Origin of the sequence: Acinetobacter kanungonis, assembly GCF_009939195.1 — a bacterium.
Taxonomy (GTDB): domain Bacteria; phylum Pseudomonadota; class Gammaproteobacteria; order Pseudomonadales; family Moraxellaceae; genus Acinetobacter; species Acinetobacter kanungonis.
On sequence record NZ_JAACKC010000007.1, the window covers coordinates 13823 to 37887 of the forward strand.

General features: G+C 40.7%; 23 protein-coding genes and 1 other RNA gene. 9 read left to right on the forward strand and 15 right to left on the reverse strand.

Annotation, left to right across the window (positions count from 1 at the left end; all coding sequences use genetic code 11):
- Positions 1 to 119: 119 nt before the first annotated feature.
- From GWK51_RS13075 to GWK51_RS13090, 4 genes are all read left to right on the forward strand, one after another.
- Positions 120 to 794 (forward strand): HAD-IA family hydrolase, encoded by a 675-nt coding sequence (locus GWK51_RS13075; protein ID WP_161934049.1) that lies wholly within the window; start codon positions 120 to 122, stop codon positions 792 to 794.
- Entirely contained in the window at positions 787 to 1227 is a 441-nt protein-coding gene (locus GWK51_RS13080; protein ID WP_161934050.1) for an RNA-binding S4 domain-containing protein, read from the forward strand. Before GWK51_RS13075 ends, GWK51_RS13080 begins: the two co-directional genes overlap by 8 nt.
- Before the next feature lie 147 nt (positions 1228 to 1374).
- Positions 1375 to 2418: a recombinase RecA gene (gene recA, locus GWK51_RS13085; RefSeq protein ID WP_100242458.1), complete on the forward strand. Its 1044-nt coding sequence runs from the start codon at positions 1375 to 1377 to the stop codon at positions 2416 to 2418.
- Positions 2419 to 2496: 78 nt separating this feature from the next.
- The gene (locus tag GWK51_RS13090) at positions 2497 to 3096 is read left to right on the forward strand and encodes a regulatory protein RecX (RefSeq protein ID WP_161934051.1); all 600 of its coding nucleotides are present in this window, start codon (positions 2497 to 2499) and stop codon (positions 3094 to 3096) included.
- 43 nt (positions 3097 to 3139) lie between these two features.
- Here GWK51_RS13090 and ffs read toward each other — a convergent pair.
- Positions 3140 to 3236: signal recognition particle sRNA small type (gene ffs / locus GWK51_RS13095), an RNA gene on the reverse strand.
- Positions 3237 to 3521: 285 nt separating this feature from the next.
- Here ffs and GWK51_RS13100 point away from each other — a divergent pair.
- Positions 3522 to 4400, forward strand: a complete 879-nt coding sequence (locus tag GWK51_RS13100; protein ID WP_161934052.1) for a YbgF trimerization domain-containing protein — start codon at positions 3522 to 3524, stop codon at positions 4398 to 4400.
- 40 nt (positions 4401 to 4440) lie between these two features.
- Here GWK51_RS13100 and lpxA read toward each other — a convergent pair whose 3' ends face one another.
- From lpxA to rimO, 12 genes are all read right to left on the reverse strand, one after another.
- The gene (lpxA, locus tag GWK51_RS13105; protein ID WP_161934053.1) at positions 4441 to 5229 is read right to left on the reverse strand and encodes an acyl-ACP--UDP-N-acetylglucosamine O-acyltransferase; all 789 of its coding nucleotides are present in this window, start codon (positions 5227 to 5229) and stop codon (positions 4441 to 4443) included.
- A 7-nt stretch (positions 5230 to 5236) separates the two neighbouring features.
- Positions 5237 to 5713, reverse strand: coding sequence for a 3-hydroxyacyl-ACP dehydratase FabZ (gene fabZ, locus GWK51_RS13110; RefSeq protein ID WP_100242454.1), 477 nt, complete (start codon positions 5711 to 5713; stop codon positions 5237 to 5239).
- 7 nt (positions 5714 to 5720) lie between these two features.
- On the reverse strand, positions 5721 to 6791 hold the full coding sequence (lpxD, locus tag GWK51_RS13115; RefSeq protein WP_161934054.1) for a UDP-3-O-(3-hydroxymyristoyl)glucosamine N-acyltransferase: 1071 nt from the start codon (positions 6789 to 6791) through the stop codon (positions 5721 to 5723).
- A gap of 3 nt (positions 6792 to 6794) precedes the next feature.
- Positions 6795 to 7289 carry an OmpH family outer membrane protein gene (locus tag GWK51_RS13120; RefSeq protein ID WP_161934055.1) on the reverse strand — a complete coding sequence of 165 codons (495 nt, stop codon included), beginning with the start codon at positions 7287 to 7289 and terminating at the stop codon, positions 6795 to 6797.
- A 46-nt stretch (positions 7290 to 7335) separates the two neighbouring features.
- Positions 7336 to 9846: an outer membrane protein assembly factor BamA gene (gene bamA / locus GWK51_RS13125; RefSeq protein WP_216071775.1), complete on the reverse strand. Its 2511-nt coding sequence runs from the start codon at positions 9844 to 9846 to the stop codon at positions 7336 to 7338.
- A 36-nt stretch (positions 9847 to 9882) separates the two neighbouring features.
- Complete coding sequence (rseP, locus tag GWK51_RS13130; RefSeq protein ID WP_161934056.1) at positions 9883 to 11238, reverse strand: RIP metalloprotease RseP; 1356 nt, start codon at positions 11236 to 11238, stop codon at positions 9883 to 9885.
- Position 11239: 1 nt separating this feature from the next.
- On the reverse strand, positions 11240 to 12436 hold the full coding sequence (gene ispC / locus GWK51_RS13135) for a 1-deoxy-D-xylulose-5-phosphate reductoisomerase (protein WP_161934057.1): 1197 nt from the start codon (positions 12434 to 12436) through the stop codon (positions 11240 to 11242).
- The gene (locus tag GWK51_RS13140; RefSeq protein WP_142768901.1) at positions 12437 to 13261 is read right to left on the reverse strand and encodes a phosphatidate cytidylyltransferase; all 825 of its coding nucleotides are present in this window, start codon (positions 13259 to 13261) and stop codon (positions 12437 to 12439) included.
- 3 nt (positions 13262 to 13264) lie between these two features.
- The gene (gene uppS / locus GWK51_RS13145; protein ID WP_142768902.1) at positions 13265 to 14017 is read right to left on the reverse strand and encodes a polyprenyl diphosphate synthase; all 753 of its coding nucleotides are present in this window, start codon (positions 14015 to 14017) and stop codon (positions 13265 to 13267) included.
- A 5-nt stretch (positions 14018 to 14022) separates the two neighbouring features.
- Positions 14023 to 14577: a ribosome recycling factor gene (gene frr, locus GWK51_RS13150; RefSeq protein ID WP_142768903.1), complete on the reverse strand. Its 555-nt coding sequence runs from the start codon at positions 14575 to 14577 to the stop codon at positions 14023 to 14025.
- Positions 14578 to 14656: 79 nt separating this feature from the next.
- The gene (gene pyrH, locus GWK51_RS13155; protein ID WP_100242445.1) at positions 14657 to 15385 is read right to left on the reverse strand and encodes a UMP kinase; all 729 of its coding nucleotides are present in this window, start codon (positions 15383 to 15385) and stop codon (positions 14657 to 14659) included.
- Positions 15386 to 15434: 49 nt separating this feature from the next.
- On the reverse strand, positions 15435 to 16778 hold the full coding sequence (gene rimO / locus GWK51_RS13160; RefSeq protein WP_161934058.1) for a 30S ribosomal protein S12 methylthiotransferase RimO: 1344 nt from the start codon (positions 16776 to 16778) through the stop codon (positions 15435 to 15437).
- Positions 16779 to 17129: 351 nt separating this feature from the next.
- Between rimO and glnL the strand changes: the two genes are divergently transcribed.
- Together glnL and glnG are read left to right on the forward strand one after the other, a co-directional pair.
- Complete coding sequence (gene glnL / locus GWK51_RS13165) at positions 17130 to 18239, forward strand: nitrogen regulation protein NR(II) (RefSeq protein ID WP_161934059.1); 1110 nt, start codon at positions 17130 to 17132, stop codon at positions 18237 to 18239.
- Positions 18226 to 19701: a nitrogen regulation protein NR(I) gene (glnG, locus tag GWK51_RS13170; protein WP_142768905.1), complete on the forward strand. Its 1476-nt coding sequence runs from the start codon at positions 18226 to 18228 to the stop codon at positions 19699 to 19701. The genes glnL and glnG overlap by 14 nt, the downstream gene beginning before the upstream one ends.
- Before the next feature lie 46 nt (positions 19702 to 19747).
- Here the strand turns inward: glnG and GWK51_RS13175 are convergent, their stop codons facing one another.
- Positions 19748 to 20068: a hypothetical protein gene (locus GWK51_RS13175; RefSeq protein ID WP_161934060.1), complete on the reverse strand. Its 321-nt coding sequence runs from the start codon at positions 20066 to 20068 to the stop codon at positions 19748 to 19750.
- Positions 20069 to 20205: 137 nt separating this feature from the next.
- Between GWK51_RS13175 and GWK51_RS13180 the strand changes: the two genes are divergently transcribed.
- Positions 20206 to 21105, forward strand: a complete 900-nt coding sequence (locus GWK51_RS13180) for a LysR family transcriptional regulator (RefSeq protein ID WP_100242440.1) — start codon at positions 20206 to 20208, stop codon at positions 21103 to 21105.
- 259 nt (positions 21106 to 21364) lie between these two features.
- Here GWK51_RS13180 and map read toward each other — a convergent pair whose 3' ends face one another.
- A complete protein-coding gene (gene map / locus GWK51_RS13185) occupies positions 21365 to 22162 on the reverse strand; it encodes a type I methionyl aminopeptidase (RefSeq protein WP_100242439.1) in 798 nt (265 codons plus the stop codon).
- A 328-nt stretch (positions 22163 to 22490) separates the two neighbouring features.
- Here map and brnQ point away from each other — a divergent pair, with 328 nt between their 5' ends.
- Entirely contained in the window at positions 22491 to 23783 is a 1293-nt protein-coding gene (gene brnQ, locus GWK51_RS13190) for a branched-chain amino acid transport system II carrier protein (protein ID WP_142768908.1), read from the forward strand.
- Positions 23784 to 24065 lie beyond the last annotated feature (282 nt).

Consider the following 24065-nt stretch of genomic DNA (forward strand, 5'->3'; position numbering starts at 1 on the left):
AAAGCATCCATTATTCTATTCATGACTTTGCTGTTATAGTAAAGCCTGATTTCATTCAGCTCACCCATTATGCAGAGCTGATACTCTCCATTACTCCCAAAGACTGTTAGGACTGTTAAATGGTTAAACCTATTGTGATCTTCGACATGGATGGCACATTACTCGATCTTGCCTATGACGATTTGATCTGGAACCAATTGCTGCCTATTCGTTATGCCGAAACACATCAATGTACCCTTGAACAAAGTCAGGCGACTTTATTTGAGTTTTACCAAGAACATAGCCACACCTTAAATTGGTATTCCTCACGTTTCTGGTCAGCAAAAGTCGGGGTAGATGTATTGGCTTTACAGCAAGAACATCAACATAAAGTCAGCCTACGCAGTGGTTGTATCGAGCTACTCGAATATCTAAAAGCCAACCAGTATCCATGCTGGCTTGCCACCAATGCCGACTGCGCCAGTTTAAAGTTCAAATTAGAACAAACTGGCATTGCTGAATATTTCGATGTGATTGTCAGCAGTGAAACCCTTGGTCATGCCAAAGAGTTTCCTGCCTTCTGGGAAGAGCTGCAGCTACAACATCCATTTAATATTGCTCAGGCGTATTTTATTGATGATACAGAGAAAGTTTTATTGGGTGCACAAAAATTCGGCTTACAGCATTTAATTAGCATTCAACAGCCCTCATCTATAGGATTAGTCCGTGACGAATCCCCCTTTCCAATGTTAAAACATTTGACGGATTTCATCCCTTTACTGGAACAAGCCGAGGAACACAAGCAATATGCCTAAAGCAGAGCAACATTTAGCTGCTGAAACCATGCGTATCGACAAATGGCTATGGGCTGCACGTTTTTTTAAAACACGTAGCATCGCCAAATCTGCCATTGAGGGCGGCAAAGTCCATTTTGACGGTGAACGCGTCAAAGTCTCTAAAGAAGTTCGTGTCGGAATGGAACTCACCATTCAACAGGGTTTTGAAAAAAAAACTGTGGTCATCAAAGCCATTTCAGGAGTGCGTGGTCCTTCGCCAGTAGCTCAACTGCTGTATGAAGAAACTGAAGTCAGTTTAGCAAAAAGAGAATTGCTTGCATCACAAAGAAAGTTGCATAATCTTGCTCGACCTGATCATCGTCCATCTAAAAAAGATCGCCGACAAATCAGTAAATTTAAACAAGAAAATGATCAACAATTTGACCAGTATTGGTCATATAATGATGATTAAATCAGTCGCGTCATGTTGTGTCGCACTAGATACAACAGACATAGAATAACAGGAATAATTCTGTCACTATACTGAAGTGGAAAACGTTTGTAATGCAATACATCCACTTTAGTTAGAAATGAAGTGACATAGTTTTGAGGTCGTGAGATGGATGAGAATAAAAGCAAGGCGCTGAATGCTGCCCTAAGCCAAATTGAAAAACAATTTGGTAAGAATACAGTAATGCGTCTTGGCGATAACACCGTGCAAGCCGTTGAAGCGGTTTCCACAGGTTCATTAACATTAGATATCGCACTCGGTATTGGTGGCTTACCTAAAGGTCGCATCGTCGAAATTTACGGTCCTGAATCTTCAGGTAAAACGACCATGACATTACAAGCGATTGCACAATGTCAAAAAGCTGGCGGTACGTGTGCCTTTATCGATGCTGAACATGCGCTTGATCCACAATATGCGCGTAAGCTTGGCGTTGATATCGACAATCTACTCGTCTCTCAACCAGACAATGGTGAACAAGCACTCGAAATTGCGGACATGCTGGTTCGCTCTGGCGCAATCGACCTTATTGTTGTCGACTCCGTTGCCGCACTTACCCCACGTGCCGAAATTGAAGGCGAAATGGGTGACTCGCACATGGGCTTACAAGCTCGCCTAATGAGTCAGGCGCTACGTAAAATCACAGGTAATGCGAAACGCTCGAACTGTATGGTGATCTTCATTAACCAAATCCGTATGAAGATTGGTGTGATGTTCGGTAGTCCAGAAACCACAACTGGTGGTAATGCATTGAAATTCTATGCATCTGTACGTCTAGATATTCGTCGTGTAGGTCAAGTAAAAGAAGGCGATGAAATCGTTGGTTCAGAAACCAAAGTCAAAGTTGTTAAAAACAAAATGGCTCCTCCATTTAAAGAAGCCCTGTTCCAGATTCTTTATGGTAAAGGTGTAAATCAGCTCGGTGAGTTGGTTGATCTTGCCGTTCAGCAAGACATCATCCAGAAAGCTGGTGCTTGGTATTCATACCAAGGCGACAAAATTGGTCAAGGTAAAAACAATGTGATTCGTCACCTTGAAGAAAACCAGCAATTGGCACAAGAAGTTGAACGCATCATTCGCGAACAGTTGCTAACTACTGGCGGTGTTGTTGAAGAAAAAGAGGAAGAAGAGCCTAACTTTTTGCTAGATGCATAAGTCATTTAAGTTCTCAACATATCGCCATTGCACCAAAACGCCCTACGGGGCGTTTTTCAATCAAAGATTAGAAGTAATATGAATCCATCTAAATTTCCTAAACTACTCAACTATGAGAGTCTCAAGCAAGAATTTGGAACATCAGATACTGAACAGACTCCAGTGCAAGCATCACTGACAACTCAGCCAGCTCACGAAGACATAGAGACGGAGTCCCCACAAAATACAGGACTCACAGGCTCGCGTTTGCGCTCTTATGCATTTGCCGTACTAACCCGCAAGGAATACTCCAAAGCAGAGTTGATAGAGAAACTAGCGACCTATGCGGCAAATCGAGAAGAAGTGATCAACCTTGTTGAAGAACTCTCAAACAATAATTATCAAAGTGACCAACGTGTTGCTGAAATTGTACTTTCCAGCCAAAAACGTAAAGGCAAAGGTCCGCAGCGCATTAAGCTGGCATTAAAAAACAAAAAAATAAACAGTGAATTAATTCAAGAAGAATTAAAAGAAATTGATTGGGCAGAACAAGCCTATCAACTTAAAATCAAAAAATTCGGTATAACCGTTGAAAGAGACCCAAAACTAAAAGCAAAGCAAATTCGCTTCTTACAGTACAGAGGATTTGATATGGATGCGATTATGAAAGTAATTAGCAGAAAAGAAAGTGAAGAATAAATAAAGATAAAAATTAGAGGTTATAATTATGAAATGGTGGCAACCCTACCAGCAAAGCTTCGGCACATCACAATTCTACTACCGTTGCTACCTTCCGGTCCTGGCGGGGTTCGCAGAGTGTAATTGCGAAGTAACCGGCAGGGCTACCATTGCAAGAACAGAGTATAGAGATTTTTTACCAAGTTGCAAGCCCTTATCCTAGTTTTATGTACCTAAGCCATTCATTTGTCTATTTAAAATACAAAAGCATGTATTTAGCACAATTTATATGCATATTTATTTTTGGGTTTACCTTAAACATACGACAAGATTGAAAACACTTATTGCATTTCAGTGCTTGAGCATTTTAAATGTGTTCAAGATGAAATGAATAAAGCCATATAAACACAAGGCTTTAAGCAAGTAATACAAAATGGATATGTTTTATGATGCAATTTAAGCATGCACTTTATGCACTCACTTTACTCAGCACCAGTTCTATTTTTGCCAACGTCCCAATTGAAACTCGCGGTTTAAGTCAAAGCGACTCCGGTTCTAACTATGGCTCAACTTCAACCAACACCCCTGTTGCAGAAACCAGTGTACCAACCAACATCAATTGGCAACTGATGCAGAAAAACCAGCAACTTGAAAATGATATTCGTAGCTTGCGTGGGCGCATTGAAGAACAAGAAAATACGATTGAACAGCTTAAAAATGAACTCAACAACCGCTATACCGACCTAGATCAACGCCTAGAACTTTTACAACAAAAGGTTGATCCTGAGAGTGCTACTCAAACGGAGGATAATCAACAGGATAGTTCACCCAGTACCAGCACACCCGCCACTACAGCAGTAAATCCAGTCAATAGCAGCAGCCCAACAGCAATTCCACCTGTTACGCCTAGCGCAACAGTAAGCAATACTGGGCCTGCTGCGGCAAATCAGCAAGCAACTGAGCTAGAGAAGGCAGCCTATACTGTCGCATTAGATGCCTACAAACAAGGTGGTGCCAAAAAAGCCATTGCACCTATGCAAAACTTTATTAAAAACCACCCAAACAGTATCTACATCAGCAATGCATATTTTTGGCTAGCTGAATTTAATTTGGCCATCGAACCAACCAATTACACGGAAGCTAAGCGCAATTACAATATCGTCGTGAATCAATATCCACAGTCATCCAAAGCATCTCGTGCGCTATATCAACTATATAGCATAGCAAAAGATGTTGACCGCAATACAGCTTTAGCCAATCAATACAAAGCCAAACTCTTAAAACAATATCCGAAAAGTGAAGAAGCTGGCTATTTGAAGAAATAAAAAAAGACACCATATGGTGTCTTTTCTTATGATACAAAACTTAACGCACAATACCGCGTTCAGATTGTTCAAGAGAGTCAAGTAACAATTGAGCTTCAGCAACTGTCGGTAAAATTTCCTGACGAATTCGCTCAACAGCCTCAACCGTAGTCAAACCCTCTTTATAAATGAGTTTAAATGCTGTACGTAGACCTTGAATTACTTCTTTAGACCAACCTTTACGACGCATACCTTCAACATTCATGGCAAATGCATGTGCTGGATTACCCGAAGCCATGACATAAGCTGGCACATCTTTAACAATTAAAGACGCCCCGCCCACCATGCTGTATGAAGCAAGCTTACAGAACTGATGAATACCTGAGTTTCCACCAACAATAACGTAATCACCAATATGAACGTGTCCTGCAACACCAACGTTATTGGCAAAGATATTATGATCACCGACCATACAGTCATGCGCAATATGGGTATTCACCATTAATAGGTTATGACTGCCAATCTTAGTTAAAGACTCATCTTGCACAGTACCACGATGCAAGCTGCAATGCTCACGAATCGAGTTGTGATCACCAATTTCCAACCAAGTTTCTTCACCTCGGTATTTTAAATCTTGGCATACTTCACCAATACTCGCGAACTGGAAAATTTCGTTATTCTTTCCAATACGCGTGTATCCCCCAACCACAACATGTGAATGAAGTTTTGTTCCTGCACCAATTGTGACCTGCGGACCAATAATACAATACGGTCCAATTTGCACATCTGGAGCAATTACTGCTGATGAGTCAATAATAGCGGTTGGATGAATTAATTCGTTATTGCTCATGCCTGCTCTATACTTTCTGATGATAAACCATGATTTCTGCGGTTGTAGCAACAACACCATCTACAGTAGCAATACAGTTATATTTGTAAATACCACGTTTTTGCATAATCAGTTCTGATTTTAATACAAGTTGGTCGCCTGCAACCACCTGTTTTTTAAATCTTACCTTCTCTGCACCCGCAAAAAGGAACAAAGAACCTTCACTTGGCTTCTCATTGTTCATAATAAAACCAAGAATACCCGAAACTTGAGCCAAAGCTTCAACAATCAGCACACCTGGCATAATTGGATAGTTCGGGAAATGTCCTTGTAAGAACTCTTCGTTGATTGAAACGTTTTTATAACCAACAATCCCATTATCAGTTACATCAGTAATACGATCAACCAATAAGAATGGATAACGGTGTGGTAAATATTCACGAATTTGCTGAATATGCATTGGCAATTCTGGTTTCGTAAATGGTAGTAAAGTCGACTCAGTCATCATAATTCTATTTACGCAATTTAAAAGTTGATTCAAGGGACTCAATTTGAGTCTGCATATGATCAAGTCGTTTGACTAATTGGGTCAATGGCACATCTGCTAATTGTCTGAACCGCACAACTGTCCGCTTCCACTGTGGTGTTGCAAATAATCCTGTTCCACCAGAATAACTTCCAGCTTCGTAAATATTATTTGTGACCATTGACATTCCTGTAATTGTTACATTATCAGCAATTGTGATATGCCCTACTACACCACAAGCACCTGCAAGGATACAGTTTTTGCCAATCGTAGTACTACCTGCAATCCCACACTTCGCTGCAATTGCAGTGTTTTCACCGATCTTAACGTTATGGGCGATTTGCACAAGGTTATCAATCTTAACACCATGTTCCAAAATAGTATCATCCAAAGCACCGCGATCAATACTACAATTCGAACCAATACGTACATCATGACCAATAATTACTGATCCCAATTGTGCAATACGATGCCATTTACCTTGATATGGCGCAAAACCAAATCCTTCGCTACCAATCACGGTATTGGCATGAATACGCACTCGATCACCAATTTTACACGCACCCGTTAAAGTGACATGCGAATCAATGAAACCATCTTTGCCTATTTCGACATCATCATCAATACGCACATGTGCTTGAATAATGGTGTTATCACCAACCACACAATTTTCACCAATCACAACATAATGACCAATATAAGCACTGTCAGACACGATTGCAGAAGGATGAATTTTGGCTGTGCTCTCAATCCCCACTTCACTATGTTTTTTCTCAAACACATGAGTCAAGATGGCGAAAGCCAGATATGGATTCGGAACCAAGATAAAATTTTGATGGCTATGCAATTTTTCTTGTAGCGCTTTGGTGACAATTAAAGCCCCAGCTCGGGATGCTAATGCCTTTTCCAGATACTTCTCATCTGTAACAAAGGAGATATGCTGCGGAGATGCTGTATCCAGACTCGCTAAGCCCTGAATAACTAGGTCAGATTGACCAAGACACTCACCTTGAACTAGGTGAGCGAGGTCTTTTAAACTTTTTTTGTTAAGATTCATGGATTACTTGATTGCATTAACCTTTTGAATCATTTTATCAGTTAAATCATACTTAGCGTCATAAGCAAGCGCAGAGTTTTTATTCAAAACAACATCTAAGCTATTTTCTTTACGCAATTGTTCAGCAACTTGCTTGATTCGGGCATCAAGCGTCTTATTCATAACTTGCAAAGATGCTTGTACTTTAGATTGCAAACCTTGCTGAATGCCATTTAATTCATTCAACTTAGTTTGATACTCTGCACTCATTTTCTGCATTTCAGCTTCAGAAAGTTTAGTTGCCTGAGCCTTTTGCTTCATCGCATCAAGCTCTTTACCTAACTGCTCTAAACGAGTGGTTTGCGGTTTGATTGATTGTTGTAGCGTTGCATTCTGCGCTTTCAGGTAAGTGCTATTTTCCACTACTTGCTCTAAATCCACCACGCCATAGCCCGCAGCATGAACCATTGAACTGAGTGAAATGCTAGCAAAAGCTAATGCTTTGATTATTTTACGCATTTATTAAACCTTATTCTATATTGTGTATAATTCGAAAGGATCGTACTTAGAAAGTACGACCAATTTCAAATTGAATCTCTTTAGTTTGATCGCCTTCTTTATCATTTAGCGGGAATGCATAGCTTAATGATAATGGACCAATCATAGTAATCCAGGTAAAGCCTACGCCCACGCTATAACGCATATTACCTAAATCAAAGCCATATTCATCTTTACATGTCCGTTTAGCAGCATCAGTCGTGAATACGTCACATTGCGTATCAAACACTTGTGCACCTTCAGCAAACAATACTGGACGAACTTGGCGCGTCCAGTCGCCTTTAAATGGCAAAGGTAGTACTAATTCAGTACCAAATTGCACTAAGGCATTACCACCCACTTCCTCTGGAGAAGGATCATCCTGATTAGTTTGCTCGTAATATACACCTTCATATTTTGGACCTAAGGTACTATTGTCATAACCACGTACCGAACCATAACCACCTGCATAGAAGTTTTTATAAAATGGCAGGTCGTTACCATAACCCAACTTACCATAACCACGCAGCACAAAGTCCTTACCTAAAGGTAAGAAGGCTTGTGCATCATAGGTAATTTTTTGATATTCAACATCACTGCCAGGTAGTGCAATTTCAGCATTGACACGATGTGACTGACCAGAAGTTGGAAATTGAGGGCGATTCAGTGTGTTGTATGACCAACCCAAAGTTAAATTATAGGTTAAGAATTCACCTTCAAAAGCATTATCATATGTAACTTCTGGTACAGCACAAGTATAAGATAATACAGTAGTCCCATCTGTATCATATACAGGTACAGTCAGTTGAGAATTACCTGAACTATCCGCAGGACAGTACGAACCTGTATTCGTTGGCTTACCACCATTTGCAAGTAAATAATCACGTACATAAGTAGACACATAAGGACCTGTCGTAACTTTTGTTTGATCTACATTCAGACCCGCACTAATACTTTGATTTTCATCAATTGGATAACCAAAGTTAATCCCCCCACCAATACTATCCGTTACGTAGTTGTTGACGTTGTAGTCACTATCCAACTTTGTTTTACGGTAGTACATGTTGTAACCACGACGCACACCATCAATAGTAAAGTACGGATCAGTTACGCTGAGGTTGTAGTAATCTTGCGTTTCTGAACGTGATAGATCGATAGCAACACTGTTACCTGTACCCATAAAGTTGGTTTGACTGAGTCCGGCTTGGAATGTTACACCACCACTTTGTGAGTAACCTACCGCAAGTGTACTTGTACCAGAATGCTGTTCTTCAACATTCACATTCAAGTCAACCTGATCAGGCATATTTGGAATACGTGTCGGTTTAATATCAACTGTCTTAAAGTAACCAGTACGCTCTAAACGCACTTTAGACAAGTCAATTTTTTCATTACTTGCTAAAGCACCTTCCATTTGGCGCATTTCACGACGCAATACTTCATCTGAAGTTTTGGTATTGCCCGTAAAGTTAATACGACGCACCGTAACTTGCTGACCTGGATTGATGTAATAATTAAGATCAACCACACGCGTTTCATTATTAATTTGCGGAACCACATTCACTTCCGCATAGTAATAACCCGCATTACCATATTTACGTAATAATAATTGCTTAACCGCATTTACTTTTTCTTGTGAATAGGTCGCGCCATCTTTATAAATTTGCATCGCCTTGAGTTCTTCAGGCTTATACAATGCGTCACCTAAGAATTTGGTTTCACCAAATTTAAATTGCTCACCTTCATTCACAGATACTTCAATGAAAATACGCTTTTTATCTTCACTTAAATTCAGACTAGAGTTAGTAATATCGAAGTTGATATAGCCAGCATTCAAATATAAAGCTCGTAATGCTTCTAAACTTGCCGCCATTTTTTCACGTGCATAACGGTCATTACGCGAAACAATTGAGCTCCAACCACTTTCTTTAACAGCAAAAGCTTGCTGAATATCACTATCGCTGAATACAGTATTGCCAATAACATTAATATCGACAACTTTTGCTGCTTTACCTTCATTAAACTCAAGCAATAAGTCTACACGGTTATTCGGCTTCGCAGTAGTCGTCACTTTAACGTCAGCATCATAGCGACCTTGCTGCACATACTGTTGCTCAAGCTCTGACTCAACCGTTTGAAGTGTTGATTTCTTTAACACCTCCCCCTCAGCCAAGCCCATTTTTTTCAAACCTTCTTCCAAAGCTTCTTTTGGAATGAGTTTATTGCCTTTTAATTCAATTTTAGAAATCAGCGGGCGCTCAACCACTGTAAAAACAAGTGTATCACCCTGTTTTGATGCCTTAATGTCATCAAACATGCCCGATGCGTACAAGGCTCGAATTGAATTCGAAATCGCTTGATCATCAACACGATCACCACTATGCACTGGCAACATGGTATACACATTGGCAGGAGTTAAACGAACGAGTCCATCAATTTTTATATCACGAACAATAAATTCATCCGCTGCATATACTTGTTGTACTGCTGCCATAGCACTAACCAGTGCCAAAGGCATAAATAAATGTGTGTGCTGCATGCCAGTCTTTTCCGATGTTAATTTCAAAGCACGTTGTTATAAACGCATAAAGTCATTAAATAATGCGAGGAGCATCATGCTACCCAGCAGTACCATACCAATTTTTAAACCAACCAATTGTATTTGTTCAGAAACAGGTTTACCACGAATCAATTCAATAAAGTAGTACACTAAATGTCCGCCATCCAGCATTGGAATCGGCAACAAGTTTAATATCCCCAAACTTACACTCATCAACGCCATGAATGAAATGAAAGTTTGCCATCCCATTTCAGCGCTTTGACCAGCAACTTTGGCAATGGTGATTGGACCAGATAGGTTTTCCAACCCAATTAAACCACGCACCATTTTTACCATAGAATTCAAGATCATGGTGCTAATTTGCCCTGTCTTATCTAACGCTTTACCAAAAGCTTCTACAGGACCATATTGAATGGTTTGTTTGTATTCTTCAGGAATAACCACCTTGCCTGGGTTATTTTGCACACCAAGCGCGCCAGACACATTACCCATGTTATCTCGCTTGCCTTGCGGCATGACTTCCAAATGCACCAACTGATTTTGACGCAAGACATCAATTTTAAGTAGTTTCTCGGGCGATGCTTGCACCACCTCAACCACATCAAACCAGTCTTTCATCTTCACGCCATCAATCGCGACAATGCGGTCACCCTCTTTCATGCCCTGACGAATTGCCGCACCATCTTCACTTAATTTCATGACCGCTGCGGGAATATGTGGACGGAAAGGGATAAAACCCAGACTATCTAAAGGCGATTGATTTTGATCTTTCAAGAAGTTTTTAATTGGCAATTCAAAAGACTGGAGTTGTCCATTTCGATCAGCATCGATATGAATCACTCCCGTTTCACCTGCACGATCAACCAGAGCAAAATTAAGTTGTTCCCAAGTTGTCGTCTTCGTACCATCTACAGCTGTAATCTTATCTCCAACTTGCATTTGTGCTGCAGCGGCTGGCGTGTTTAGCAAAACTTTACCCACACGTGTGTTTAACTGTTCTTGCGCAGGTAGAAACAATACCCAAAACAATAAAACTGCAAAAATAAGATTAATTAATGGTCCAGCAGCTACAATTGCAATACGTTTCCATGGATGCTGACGGTTAAAGGCATAAGGCAAATCAGCTTCTGCAACATTACCTTCACGTTCATCCAACATTTTGACATAACCACCCAAAGGTAAGGCTGACAATTGATATTGAATGCCCGACTTTTTAGATGTCCACTTTAATACAGTTGGACCAAAGCCAATTGAATAAACTAAAACTTTAACGCCGAGTTTACGTGCAACAAAATAGTGTCCGAACTCATGAATTGCAATGAGAGGCCCGAGCAATAAAATTGCTGCAATAATCATAAACAAGGCATTCATGTTAGCTTCCTTTACTGCTTACAAACTGCTGAGCAATTGATCTCGCAGTTGAATCGACTTGTAAGATTAAATCAATTGAATCCGCAGAACCATTTTCAACCTGATTCAATGTATGTTCAACTACTACGGGTATATCTGTAAAACGAATCTGTTTTTGCAAGAAAGATGCCACGGCAACTTCATTGGCTGCATTTAATATTGCAGGTGCCAAACCACCCGCTTGCATCGCTTGGCGCGCCAAACTCAATGCAGGAAAACGAGTAGTATCTGGTTCCTGAAAATCAAGACGATGATTTACAAATAAATCCAAAGCTGGAACATGAGTATCAATACGTTTCGGCCAAGCCAAAGCATGCGCAATTGGAGTACACATATCTGGATTCCCCATTTGCGCCAACGTTGAACCATCAACATATTGCACCATGGAGTGAATAATACTCTGTGGATGAACCACAATTGTTACAAAATGTTCTGAAATTGCAAAGAGATGACACGCTTCGATGAGTTCAAGCCCTTTATTCATTAAAGTCGCTGAATCCACCGAGATTTTTTGCCCCATAGACCAATTCGGATGCTTACAAGCTTGTGCTGGCGTAACACCATGCAACTGATCTAAGGAATGGTTAAGAAATGGACCGCCTGATGCAGTAAGCAAAATACGTGACACACCCAGTTTTGGCTGCCCATTACGCTCTGCATTTAAATATTGTTCGGGTAAACACTGGAAAATCGCATTGTGTTCAGAGTCGACTGGCAATAATAAAGCTTGATGATCGCGCGCTGCTTGCATCATCAAATCGCCTGACATCACCAGCGCCTCTTTATTGGCAAGCAACACTCGTTTGCCTGCTTTAACTGCTGCCAAGGTCGGCAATAGCCCTGCTGCCCCGACGATCGCTGCCATCACCACATCAACTTCAGGATGACGAGCCACGGCCTCTAAGCCAGCCTCATCAAACAAGACTTCAATCTCCTGAAGATCTTCCTGTAAAAAAAGTTGACGCAACTCCTGCTCTTTTACAGATGGAATCACCACAACTTTAGGTCGGAACTGCTTACAGATGTGTACCAGCTCCTGAATTCGACTAAATGCCGTAATCGCAAAGACTGAATAGTCTTCAGGATGCTGTTGCAGTATTTTTAAGGTACTTTGACCAATAGAACCCGTTACACCTAAGATACAAACAGCTTGTGACATTTACAAATCTACGCCAATAAGTTTTAACACATACATACCCGCAGCAAAAATTGGTGCTGCAGCTAATAATGAATCTATACGATCTAAAACCCCACCATGCCCAGGTAAGATGCGACCAGAATCTTTAATTCCTGCACGACGTTTGATCATTGACTCAAACAAGTCACCCAGTACCGAACTAAACACCGTGACTATAGAGAGAATCAAAAACAAAATATGTTGTGCTAAGGTTAAATCCAGATACAGAATCTCAACCGCAATCACAATAATCATTGAAGTTAAAATTCCACCGTACAAACCCTCTACAGATTTATTCGGACTAACATCGGGTGCAAGCTTCTTCTTACCAAACTTACGTCCAACAAAATACGCACCACTATCCGCTCCCCAAACCAGCAAGAACAGGTACATTAACCACCATGGCGAACTAAACCATAGCGCAAAAATAGCGGTAACGGCTGCAGCAACCAACACAAAACCCAAAAAATACAGGCTATTGTTATACCAGCCATCATATTCTGGATAATTTTTTACCCAATAAACACTGACTAACCAAGATAAAATAGAAGCACACCACAACAATAATGCAATGTCTTTAAAATATAATGCCAAAGTTGCTAATGCTGCAGTCACTAGACCGTAGCACCATGCAAAAGGCTTGATGATTTGATTTGTTTTTCTAGGCATGAGCTTAAACCACTCATAGCCAGCAACCCCAGCGGCAACAATCATCAGAATCAACATCGGATACTGTGATTGAGTGGCAAACATACAGCTCAGTACAACTGCCACCAATACCAATGCGGTAATAATCCGCTCTAACATTTATTAATTCTCAAATTTATCTTGTTGAATTTGCTCAGATGTTTTACCGAAACGACGCTCACGCCCTGCGAAGACTTCAAGTGCATGATCAAATTCTTGCACACCGAATTCAGGCCATAAAGTTTCAGTAAAATACAACTCTGCATAAGCTGCTTGCCAAAGCAAGAAATTCGACAGTCGATAATCTCCACCTGTGCGAATCAGCAAATCTACAGCAGGCAAATCAGACAAACTAATATGCTGCCCCATAAGCTCAGCATTAATCTGTTCAACCTCAAGCTTACCAGCTTTTACTTCTTGAGCAATTTGCTGAGCTGCTTGCGCCATGTCCCACATACCACCATAACTTACTGCGATGGTTAAAGTCATTTGAGTGAACTTAGCAGTCCTTTGCTCGGCATGCAACATTAACTCACGTAAATGCGGAGACAAGCGAGAACGATCACCAATAAATCGCAAAGCAATTTCAAATCTTTCCATGCGCGGGATTTGCTCATGAATTGTTTCTTCCAACAAATTCATCAGCAAATCCACCTCAAACTGAGGTCTATTCCAGTTCTCACTTGAAAATGCGAAAACGGTTAAGGCTTGAATATTTCTTTTTCGACAATGCTCAACAATCGGATCAAGGACATTTTTACCCTCACGGTGTCCCGCACCCTTTTGCATTTGCATTTTTTTGGCAAAACGATTGTTGCCATCCATAATGATGGCAACATGTTTTGGAAGATGTGTAGCGTCTTCAGATGTGGTCATTAATCTTAGACCTTCATTAATTCAGCTTCTTTAGCAGCCAAACGCTTTTCAACTTCAGCAACGTATTTGTCTGTGATTTTTTGGATATCATCACCTGCACGGCGCTCATCATCTTCAGAAATTTCTTTTTCTTTCAACAATGCTTTGAGATCACCCAATACATCACGACGAATGTTACGAATAGCAACTTTTGCGTTTTCAGCTTCGTTACGTGCAACTTTCTGCATGTCACGACGTGTTTCTTCAGTCAAAGCCGCCATTGGTACACGAATCGCGTCCGCAGTAATTGGATTAAGACCCAAATCTGATTCACGAATCGCTTTATCTATTGCTGCAACCATTGAACGCTCAAACGGCTGAACTAAAAGTGTACGAGAATCTTCTACACCAACGTTAGCAACCTGATTTAAAGGAACATCAGAGCCATAGTAAGGAACCATTACACCGTTCAGAATGGATGGATGCGCTCGTCCAGTACGAACCTTTGCAAAACCATGTTCCAACGAGTCAAGCGACTTGTTCATACGGTCTTCTGCGTCTTTTTTAAGATCGTTAATCATATGATCTTCCTTACTTAATTCTTAAAGATGTAATTACTAAAATAGCGAGTAGTATAAAGAGCTTTCAGGCTCACGTACATTAATTCGTAACGTGAGTCCCTTCTTTTTCACCCATAACCACAGAAAGCAACGCGCCAGACTTGTTCATATCAAACACTTGAAGCGGAACATTATGGTCACGGCACAAGCAAATTGCTGTTAAATCCATCACACCCAATTTCTCATCCAACACTTGGTCGAATGTTAAGTGATCATATTTAACTGCATCATCAAATTTGCTTGGGTCTTTGTTATAAACACCATCAACTTTCGTTGCTTTTAAGATGAGGCTCGCTTCAATTTCAATACCACGCAAGCAAGCCGCAGTATCAGTCGTAAAGAATGGATTGCCTGTACCCGCAACAAATACGCACACTTCACCTTGAGTAAGATGACGAATTGCATCACGACTAGAATAAGACTCCACCACAGTACCAATTGGCAATGCTGACATTAAACGCGTTTTAATGTTACGACGTACCAATGCGTCGCGCATGGCTAAACCGTTCATCACCGTTGCCAACATACCCATTTGATCACCCGTTACACGACCAACCAAACCATCTTTTTGTAACTGGCTACCACGGTATAAGTTACCACCACCAACAACAATACCAACCTGCACACCCAAACCAACCAAATGTGCAATTGATAGTGACATTTGATCAAGTACTTGTGCATCGATACCCATGTCTTTATTGCCCGCAAGCGCTTCACCCGAAAGTTTTAGCAAGATGCGAGAATAGCGTGGATTCTTTGAATCTGACATTCCAAACTCCAAATTAACTTAATTTCTATTTTTCTATAAATGGATTTACTTAAGCCGATTTCACTCGAATCAACTTTGCAAACAAGTCGTATTCATCTGCGTCGGTAATTTCAACTTCAAGCAGATCACCAGCTTTAATCAGACCCTTGTCGATATCTTCCACAAAGACATTACCATCAATTTCAGGCGCATCAGCATAAGAACGTGCAACTGCAACAGGGAACTCTTCTTCAAGATCATCAACCAATACTGTCATGACTTGACCAATACGCTTTTGAAGTTTCGCAACAGAAATCTCTTGCTGAACTTCCATAAAACGCTCATAACGCTCTTGTTTAATTTCTTCAGGCACATGATCAGGTAAATCATTTGCCGTAGCACCTTCAACTGGTGAGTAAGTAAAGCAGCCTACTCGATCTAGCTGCGCTTCCTTCAACCAATCTAGCAACATTTGGAAATCTTCTTCAGTTTCACCAGGGAAACCAACCACAAATGTTGATCGAATCACCAATTCAGGGCACTTCTCACGCCACAACTTAAGACGCTCTAAAGTGTTTTCACTGTGGGCTGGTCGCTTCATCAATTTTAAGATGCGCGGACTGGCGTGCTGAAAAGGAATGTCTAAATACGGTAAGATTTTACCTTGTGCCATTAAATCGATAACAGCATCTACGTGCGGATATGGATAGACATAGTGCAAACGTACCCAGATCCCTAATTGACCTAAGGCTTCACACATGTCATAAAATTTAGTTTTAACAGGCTGACCGTTCCAGAAATCCAGCTTATATTTGGTATCTACACCATAAGCCGAAGTATCTTGAGAAATCACCAGCACTTCTTTTACGCCTGCACGTTTTAATGCGGCCGCTTCATCCAGAACAGAACCAACTGGACGTGAGACTAAATCACCACGCATGCTTGGAATAATACAGAAGGTACAACGATGGTTGCATCCTTCCGATATTTTTAAATAAGCATAATGTTTCGGGGTTAGGCGAATGCCTTGCTCTGGTACCAAATCAATAAATGGATTGTGCTTTGGTGGCGCAGGCACATATTCATGTACCGCTTCCATGACATCCTGATAGGCTGCCGCACCTGTGACTTTAAGGACATTTGGGTGCATTTCACGAATTTTATCTTCGTCTTTACCTAAACAACCTGTCACAATAACTTTACCATTGGCGCTCATAGCTTCACCAATCGCATCCAATGATTCTTGTACTGCAGATTCAATAAAACCACAGGTATTAACAACAACCAAATCGGCACCATCATAATCTGATGCCACATCATAACCTTCAGTCTTTAACTGAGTTAAAATTCGTTCAGAATCTACCAATGCCTTAGGACAACCTAAAGAAACAAAACCGACTTTGGGGGACTTCATGAATCTGCGCTCCACTAGAATCCGCGTATTGTAAGACTTTTCTATTCATAAAAATAGGTGGAAAGCCTACTCTTTCTGTAATGCACCAAAATTAATCCACTGTTTGCTTTATATATTTACATTTGCACCATTTTGATACATTTTAAAAGTTATCTACCCATAATCTTCGGCTTACAATTTTAATAAAGTCCAATTTCAGCGCATTTTCTTAATAAAGGCTCAACTTTGACACGCTGGATTTAAAGTTGGCGTGCATTTTGCTTAATTTGCATCAATTGCGTTCCAATATTGGACTATTAATTGCTTTTTGAAGATGCCATTGCGCCATTTTAACACAGGATACCCTCGCTAATGGATCAGCCACATACTATCGACTACCGCGTTTTGGTGGACAATTTGACCACCGCGATTTTGCTTGTCGACAGTAAACTTAATATTTTTTATTTAAACTCATCATGCGAGTCATTGTTTGATATGAGTTTATTGCGAGCAAATGGACAACCCGTCCTCAATTTGCTGCATATGCCTAACGATGAATTCAATACACAAGAAGCATTATTTAACACTTTAGCTACGGGTCAACCTTATACACGTCGTGAAGCCACCATCAATGTCAACTTTAAAGACATTCATGTGGATTACACCGTATCGCAACTAAATGCCGGTAAGCCTTATCACCCTTTACTGTTAATTGAGCTGAATCCGATTGACCGTATGCTGAAAATTTCCAAAGAAGAAAATCTTATTCAGCAGCATCAGGTTGCACGCCAGCTCATTCGCGGGGTAGCTCACGAAATTAAGAACCCTTTAGGCGGGATTCGCGGTGCAACACAACTGCTCGCACGTAGTTTAAACAACCCAGAATATTCAGAATTCACTGACATTATTATTAGTGAAGTCGATCGTCTACGTAATCTTGCAGATACCATGCTCGGTTCACGTCAATTACCAAGTTATGAACCCGTCAATGTTCACGAACCTCTGGAACGCGTTCGTTCACTGATTGCCAATCAAACCAAAAAGAAAATCAAGATCACACGTGATTATGACCTTTCATTACCTGACGTAAATGCTGATCGTGATCAACTGATTCAGGTCATGCTTAACATCAGCGTCAATGCCGTTCAAGCCATGATGGAAAATAAAGAGTTCTTTACCGAACATCAACCTGAACTGGTTTTAAGAACTCGTATTCAACGCTTGGTCACGATTAATGGTGTGCTGAATCGCTCTGCAGTTCGCGTTGATATTGAGGACAATGGACCAGGCGTTCCTGAAGAGATCTTGGAATCCGTGTTCTATCCACTTGTGACTGGGCGTGCCAAAGGCACAGGACTCGGTCTGAGTATTGCACAAAACATTATGCATCAACATAACGGAATGATTGAATGCCAATCTGTTCCGGGAAAAACAGTATTTAGCTTATATTTACCTTGGGAGTCTAACCATGTCGCGAAATAAAATATGGGTAATTGATGACGATCGCGCCATGCGATGGGTGCTTGAAAAAACATTTAAAGAAGAAGGTTTTGATGTCACCAGCTTTGAAGAAGCACAATCTGCTTTAGATCAGCTTGCTACCGATGCACCTGATGTCATTCTGACTGACATCCGTATGCCGGGTATCGATGGTTTAACCTTCTTAGCCAAAGTCAAAAGCAATTACCCAGACCTCCCTGTCATTATTATGACGGCGCACTCTGATTTAGAATCCGCAGTGTCAAGCTATCAAACTGGTGCTTTTGAATATCTACCTAAACCATTTGATATTGATGAAGCATTGGCATTGGTCAATCGTGCCATCCTGCATATTACCAAGCTACAACAACAAGAATCTGCAAAAACTGCTTCTCCAATTCAATCGACAGAAATTATTGGTGAATCACCTGCCATGCAGGAAGTCTTCCGAGCGATTGGTCGCCTTTCTCAGTCCCACATTACCGTACTGATTAATGGTGAATCTGGTACAGGTAAAGAATTGGTTGCGCATGCCTTACACCGCCATTCGCCGCGTAGCAGCAAACCATTTATTGCTTTAAACATGGCTGCCATTCCAAAAGACTTGATCGAGACCGAATTATTTGGTCATGAAAAAGGTGCATTTACGGGCGCTAATACGCAACGTCAAGGACGTTTCGAACAAGCCAACGGCGGCACACTGTTCCTTGATGAAATTGGGGATATGCCGTTTGAAACACAAACTCGCTTATTACGTGTCTTGGCAGATGGTGAATTCTATCGCGTTGGTGGTCACATCCCAGTCAAAGTCGATGTCCGCATTGTTGCAGCAACGCACCAAGATTTAGAAAAGCTGGTAAATGAAGGTCGCTTCCGTGAAGACTTGTATCACCGTCTCAACGTGATCCGTATTCACATTCCAAAACTTGCGCATCGTAGCGAAGATATTCCTATGCTCGCGCAGCATTTCTTGGCGCGTGCAGGCAAAGAACTCGGGGTTAGCCCAAAAATCTTGCGCCCTGAAACACAAGAATACATGCAGCAATTGCCTTGGCAAGGTAATGTTCGCCAATTGGAAAATACATGCCGCTGGCTTACGGTGATGATCACAGGTCGTGAGGTTTATCCTGAAGATCTGCCTTCTGAACTGAAACAGATTCCGATTGAGAAATCATCAGAACAAACTACCACTTCCAATTTCGACCGTATCTCGCTACATCATTGGGATGAGTTACTGGGTCAATGGGCAATTCAAAAGCTCAAAAATGGCGAAATGAAGATTCTGGATATTGCGACACCAATGTTTGAGCGCACATTGATTAATGCTGCACTACAACAAACGCGTGGTCGTAAACGTCATGCCGCTGAACTTTTAGGTTGGGGGCGTAACACCCTAACTCGCAAGTTGAAAGAACTTGGTATGGATACCGCTGACGACGACATTGAAGAAGAAATTGAAGGCTAAGCCTGCATATAAAAACAGCTCCTTTCATGGAGCTGTTTTTATTCAATTAGACTGCAAAACCTGTATAGCGATACATATTTTCCACACCTAATTCCGAACGCACCAAAATGGCTTGCTCAAAATCAACCTTCATGATTTCAGCATAGACATTGGCAGTTTCATCGTCATGAATTTCATCAACTGAACGCGACATTTTCTGTTCAAAACGGTCTGACACAAATTCAAAACCCAAATCCATTGCAATAAACAATGTATGCTCACACGGCTGAATATATTGCTCTTCCGACCAATCCACAACGGCATGCTGACAAATTGGACAGCAGATATTGCTTTCGGCTGAATCTATTTCAATGATTTGTTGGTACATCTTATTTCAACTGTAATCTCTTGTTTGCAGTCTAAAGGATTCCATCGAAAATTTACATGAAATACCTACGTTTTAAAATTGACAATATGCAACATTAACACTAAATTTTAAAAATCGTTGCATAAATGGAATTATAAATGTTATCTGATTTAGATGATTTTTATTGCTTTGCTTTAGTGGTGGAACACGGCGGTTTTAGTGCTGCAGAACGGGCAACCGACATCCCCAAATCCAAACTGAGTCGTCGCGTCTACAATTTAGAAGAGCGTCTGGGCGTACGACTGATTCAGCGAAGTTCACGCCATTTTGCTGTCACAGAAATTGGCATGAACGTCTACCGTCACGCACAAGTCATGATGAATGCCGCACAAGCGGCTCATGACTTAGTCGACCATTTAAGTGTTGAACCACGCGGTGTTATTAAAGTCAGCTTACCCGTCTCGATTGCCCAAAATGAAATCACTAAAGTTTTGCCCGGCTTTTTAAAAAAATATCCAGAAATTAAAGTACAGCTCTTGGTCAGTAACCGACGTGTCGATGTCATTAATGAAGGCATCGATATCGCTTTGCGTGTTCGCTCCAATCTTGATGATGATCCAAGCCTGATCTTAAGAAAATTTGAACTGATTGAACAACACTTATTTGCCAGCCAAGCCTATCTAAATGAATTTGGTGAACTGAAGCAACCTGAAGATTTGGCGAAGCACCATATTCTGAGCATGGTGGATGAACATCTTGATCAACAGATTACTGTGCACGACAATCAAAATCATCAAAAGAAAATTAAAGTCAATCCTGTTGTTATGGGTTCTGATTTAATGATGCTGGCGCAACTGGCGCGACAGAACTGTGGTATTGCTTTATTACCTGATTCAATTGCGCAAGATTACATCAAAACAGGTGAACTGGTTCGCGTCTTACCTGACTGGAAAGCACCACACGGGATATTCCATGCTGTCTATCCATCACGTCGTGGACAACTTCCTGCTGTGCGGGTATTCATCGACTATTTAGTGGAACATCTCAGTCACAAGTAATAATACTCAAAAAAAAAGCTTATCCGAGGAGGATAAGCTTGAAAATCAAAATAAGAAACTACAGCTAGAATCTTGGAGTGCATTATATGAATCGCGCAAAATTTCATCAAATATAAAAAAACGATTAATTCTTCTGACCAATATTCACTCGACCTTGAAAATATTTGCCTTCAATCGAATCTCAATAGAAATTAGCTATCAATAAACCATAAAAGGCAAAAATTTAGACTTAAGTCTAAATCCAGCTTTCACTCAGCCGTCATTTGATTTCAGGATAATCACCTGTTCCTTCTGGCCATGGGGTTAACAGTTCAAAGCCGGTCTCGGTTACTGCAACCATGTGTTCCCATTGAGCAGAAAGTGACTTATCTACGGTCACTACAGTCCAACCATCTCTTAACTCTTTCACCGATCCACGACCAATATTCACCATCGGCTCAATGGTAAACACCATACCTTTCTTCAGCTTCAAGCCCTGACCAGGTTGACCGTAGTGCAAAACGCTAGGTTGTTCATGGTAAACCTTACCAATGCCGTGTCCGCAGTAATCTTTTACAATACTAAAGCCTTCACGCTGCGCGACAGACTGTATCGCAAAACCAATATCACCTAATGTAGCATCAGGCTTCACCGCTTGAATACCCGCGAGCATAGCTTCATAGGTTGTATCTACCAGCTTTTTGGCTTCTGGCTTCACACTCCCCACATAGTACATTCGGCTGGTATCACCAAAATAACCATCCTTAATGATTGCAACATCAATATTAATAATGTCCCCATCTTCTAAAATACGGGTTGCAGATGGAATTCCGTGACAAACCACTTCATTCGGAGAAATACAGGTGGTTTTGGTATAGCCATAATAACCAATATTGGCAGGAGTCACATTTAAGGTATTCACAATATAATCATGGCAAATATCATCTAGATATTCTGTACTTACACCAGGCTTAACATGCTCGCCAATCATTGCCAAAACTTGTGCAGCCAAACGCCCAGACACACGTAGTTTTTCAATATCTTGCTCAGTTTTAATCACTACTGAAGAAGCCAGCATATCCTCACCCTCTTAAATGATGCAGGCATTATAATCCTTTTCATTTAAAAATGTTGCTTAACGCACCCACTCAGCCTAAGCACTTCAATCTTCAGACAAGCTGAAGGCAAAACATCTAAACGATTAGCCCAATACACGATGATTTTTTTTACAAATCTCTAAACATACTGTTTAGCATTTTTTCATCCATTTTCAGCAATATAATTCGACCATTAAATAAAACACAGAAAAGATTGTATAAAAAAAATTCATATTACATATAAAAAATTTTCCCAAGTCCTTATTTTTCTACTAGAATCGCCTGTTTTTAGTCAATGCATCTCCTGATATGACGAATCTTCGTACTCGAGATATTATTGCCTTGGGTTTTATGACCTTTGCTCTGTTCATTGGAGCAGGCAATATTATCTTTCCACCAATTGTTGCCCAACAAGCCGGTGAACACGTATGGCTTGCAGCTGCAGGCTTCCTTGTTACTGCCGTGGGTCTACCTGTAATCACGATTATTGCCCTTTCACGCGTTGAAGGCTCAATTCAACTCTTGAGTTCTCCACTCGGTAAAGTAGCAAGCTTAATCTTAACCGTTGTCTGTTATTTGGCTGTAGGACCCCTCTTTGCTACGCCACGTACTGCAACAGTTTCTTATGAGATTGGTTTCTCATCTTATTTTGGCACTTCAGCAAATAGCCTGTTTATTTACAGTGTTATCTATTTTGCTATTGTGACGCTCATTTCACTCTATCCAAATAAACTCTTGGATACGGTTGGACATTTCCTTGCACCAATTAAGATCATTTCTCTTGCTGTGCTCGGTATTGCTGCATTTTTAATCCCAGCAGGTTACATCCCTCCTGCAATTAATAATTATGTCGCCAGCCCCGTTTCTGAAGGCTTTGTGAATGGCTATCTCACCATGGATACGCTCGGCGCACTAGTTTTCGGTATTGTGATTATTCATGCGATCCATTCACGTGGTGTAACCGACAAAAAGTTAGTGACCAAGTACGCTGTGATTGCGGGTCTAATTTCAGGTGTCGGCTTAACGCTGGTTTATCTCAGCCTATTTAAACTCGGTCTTGGAAGCCATGAAGTTGCTCCAAATGCAGCTAATGGTGCGATTATTTTGCATGCTTATGTACAACATGCATTCGGCGATCTAGGTTCAATCTTCCTTACTGGTATGATTTTCCTTGCCTGCATGGTAACTGCAATTGGTCTGACTTGTGCTTGCGCAGAATACTTCTCAGAATTAACTAAGATACCATATAAAATTTTAGTCTTTGTTCTAATTGGATTTTCTCTACTGATCTCCAACTTAGGCTTGACTAAACTGATTGCAGTTTCTGTCCCTGTATTGTGTGCGATCTATCCGCCTGCAATTGTGGTGATTATGCTGAGCTTCTTTGCAAAATTCTGGAAAAATCCTCCAGCCGTTATTGCACCAGTCACAGCAGTATCTTTTCTTTTTGGTATTTTAGAAGGTCTTAAAGCAGCAGAATTGAATGCTTTTTTACCAGAATTTGTTCAACATTTACCCTTAAATGAACAAAACCTTGCATGGTTAATTCCATCTTTATTGGTCTTAGTTATTGCAATGATCTGCGACAAATTTAGAAAATAATCTTTCGATTTGTAATTAAAATCCAATTTTACCCAAATTCGATTTTATATGTGACCAATAAATGTCGATTTTACCCAAATCTACCTTTATTGTTTACTTTTCGCAGACATGCAATAACATGCCCTGCATGCACCTCTCTTCCAACAGCTCTCGTTTGAATTTCCCATAATTTGGTCTGCTTTTTGCTTTATTCGACTTAAGCACTATTAAGTTTTTTCGTAGATCGAATTAGGCTAGGTGTTAGGCGATGAAGTTCATATTTTCAACATTTGTATCCCAACA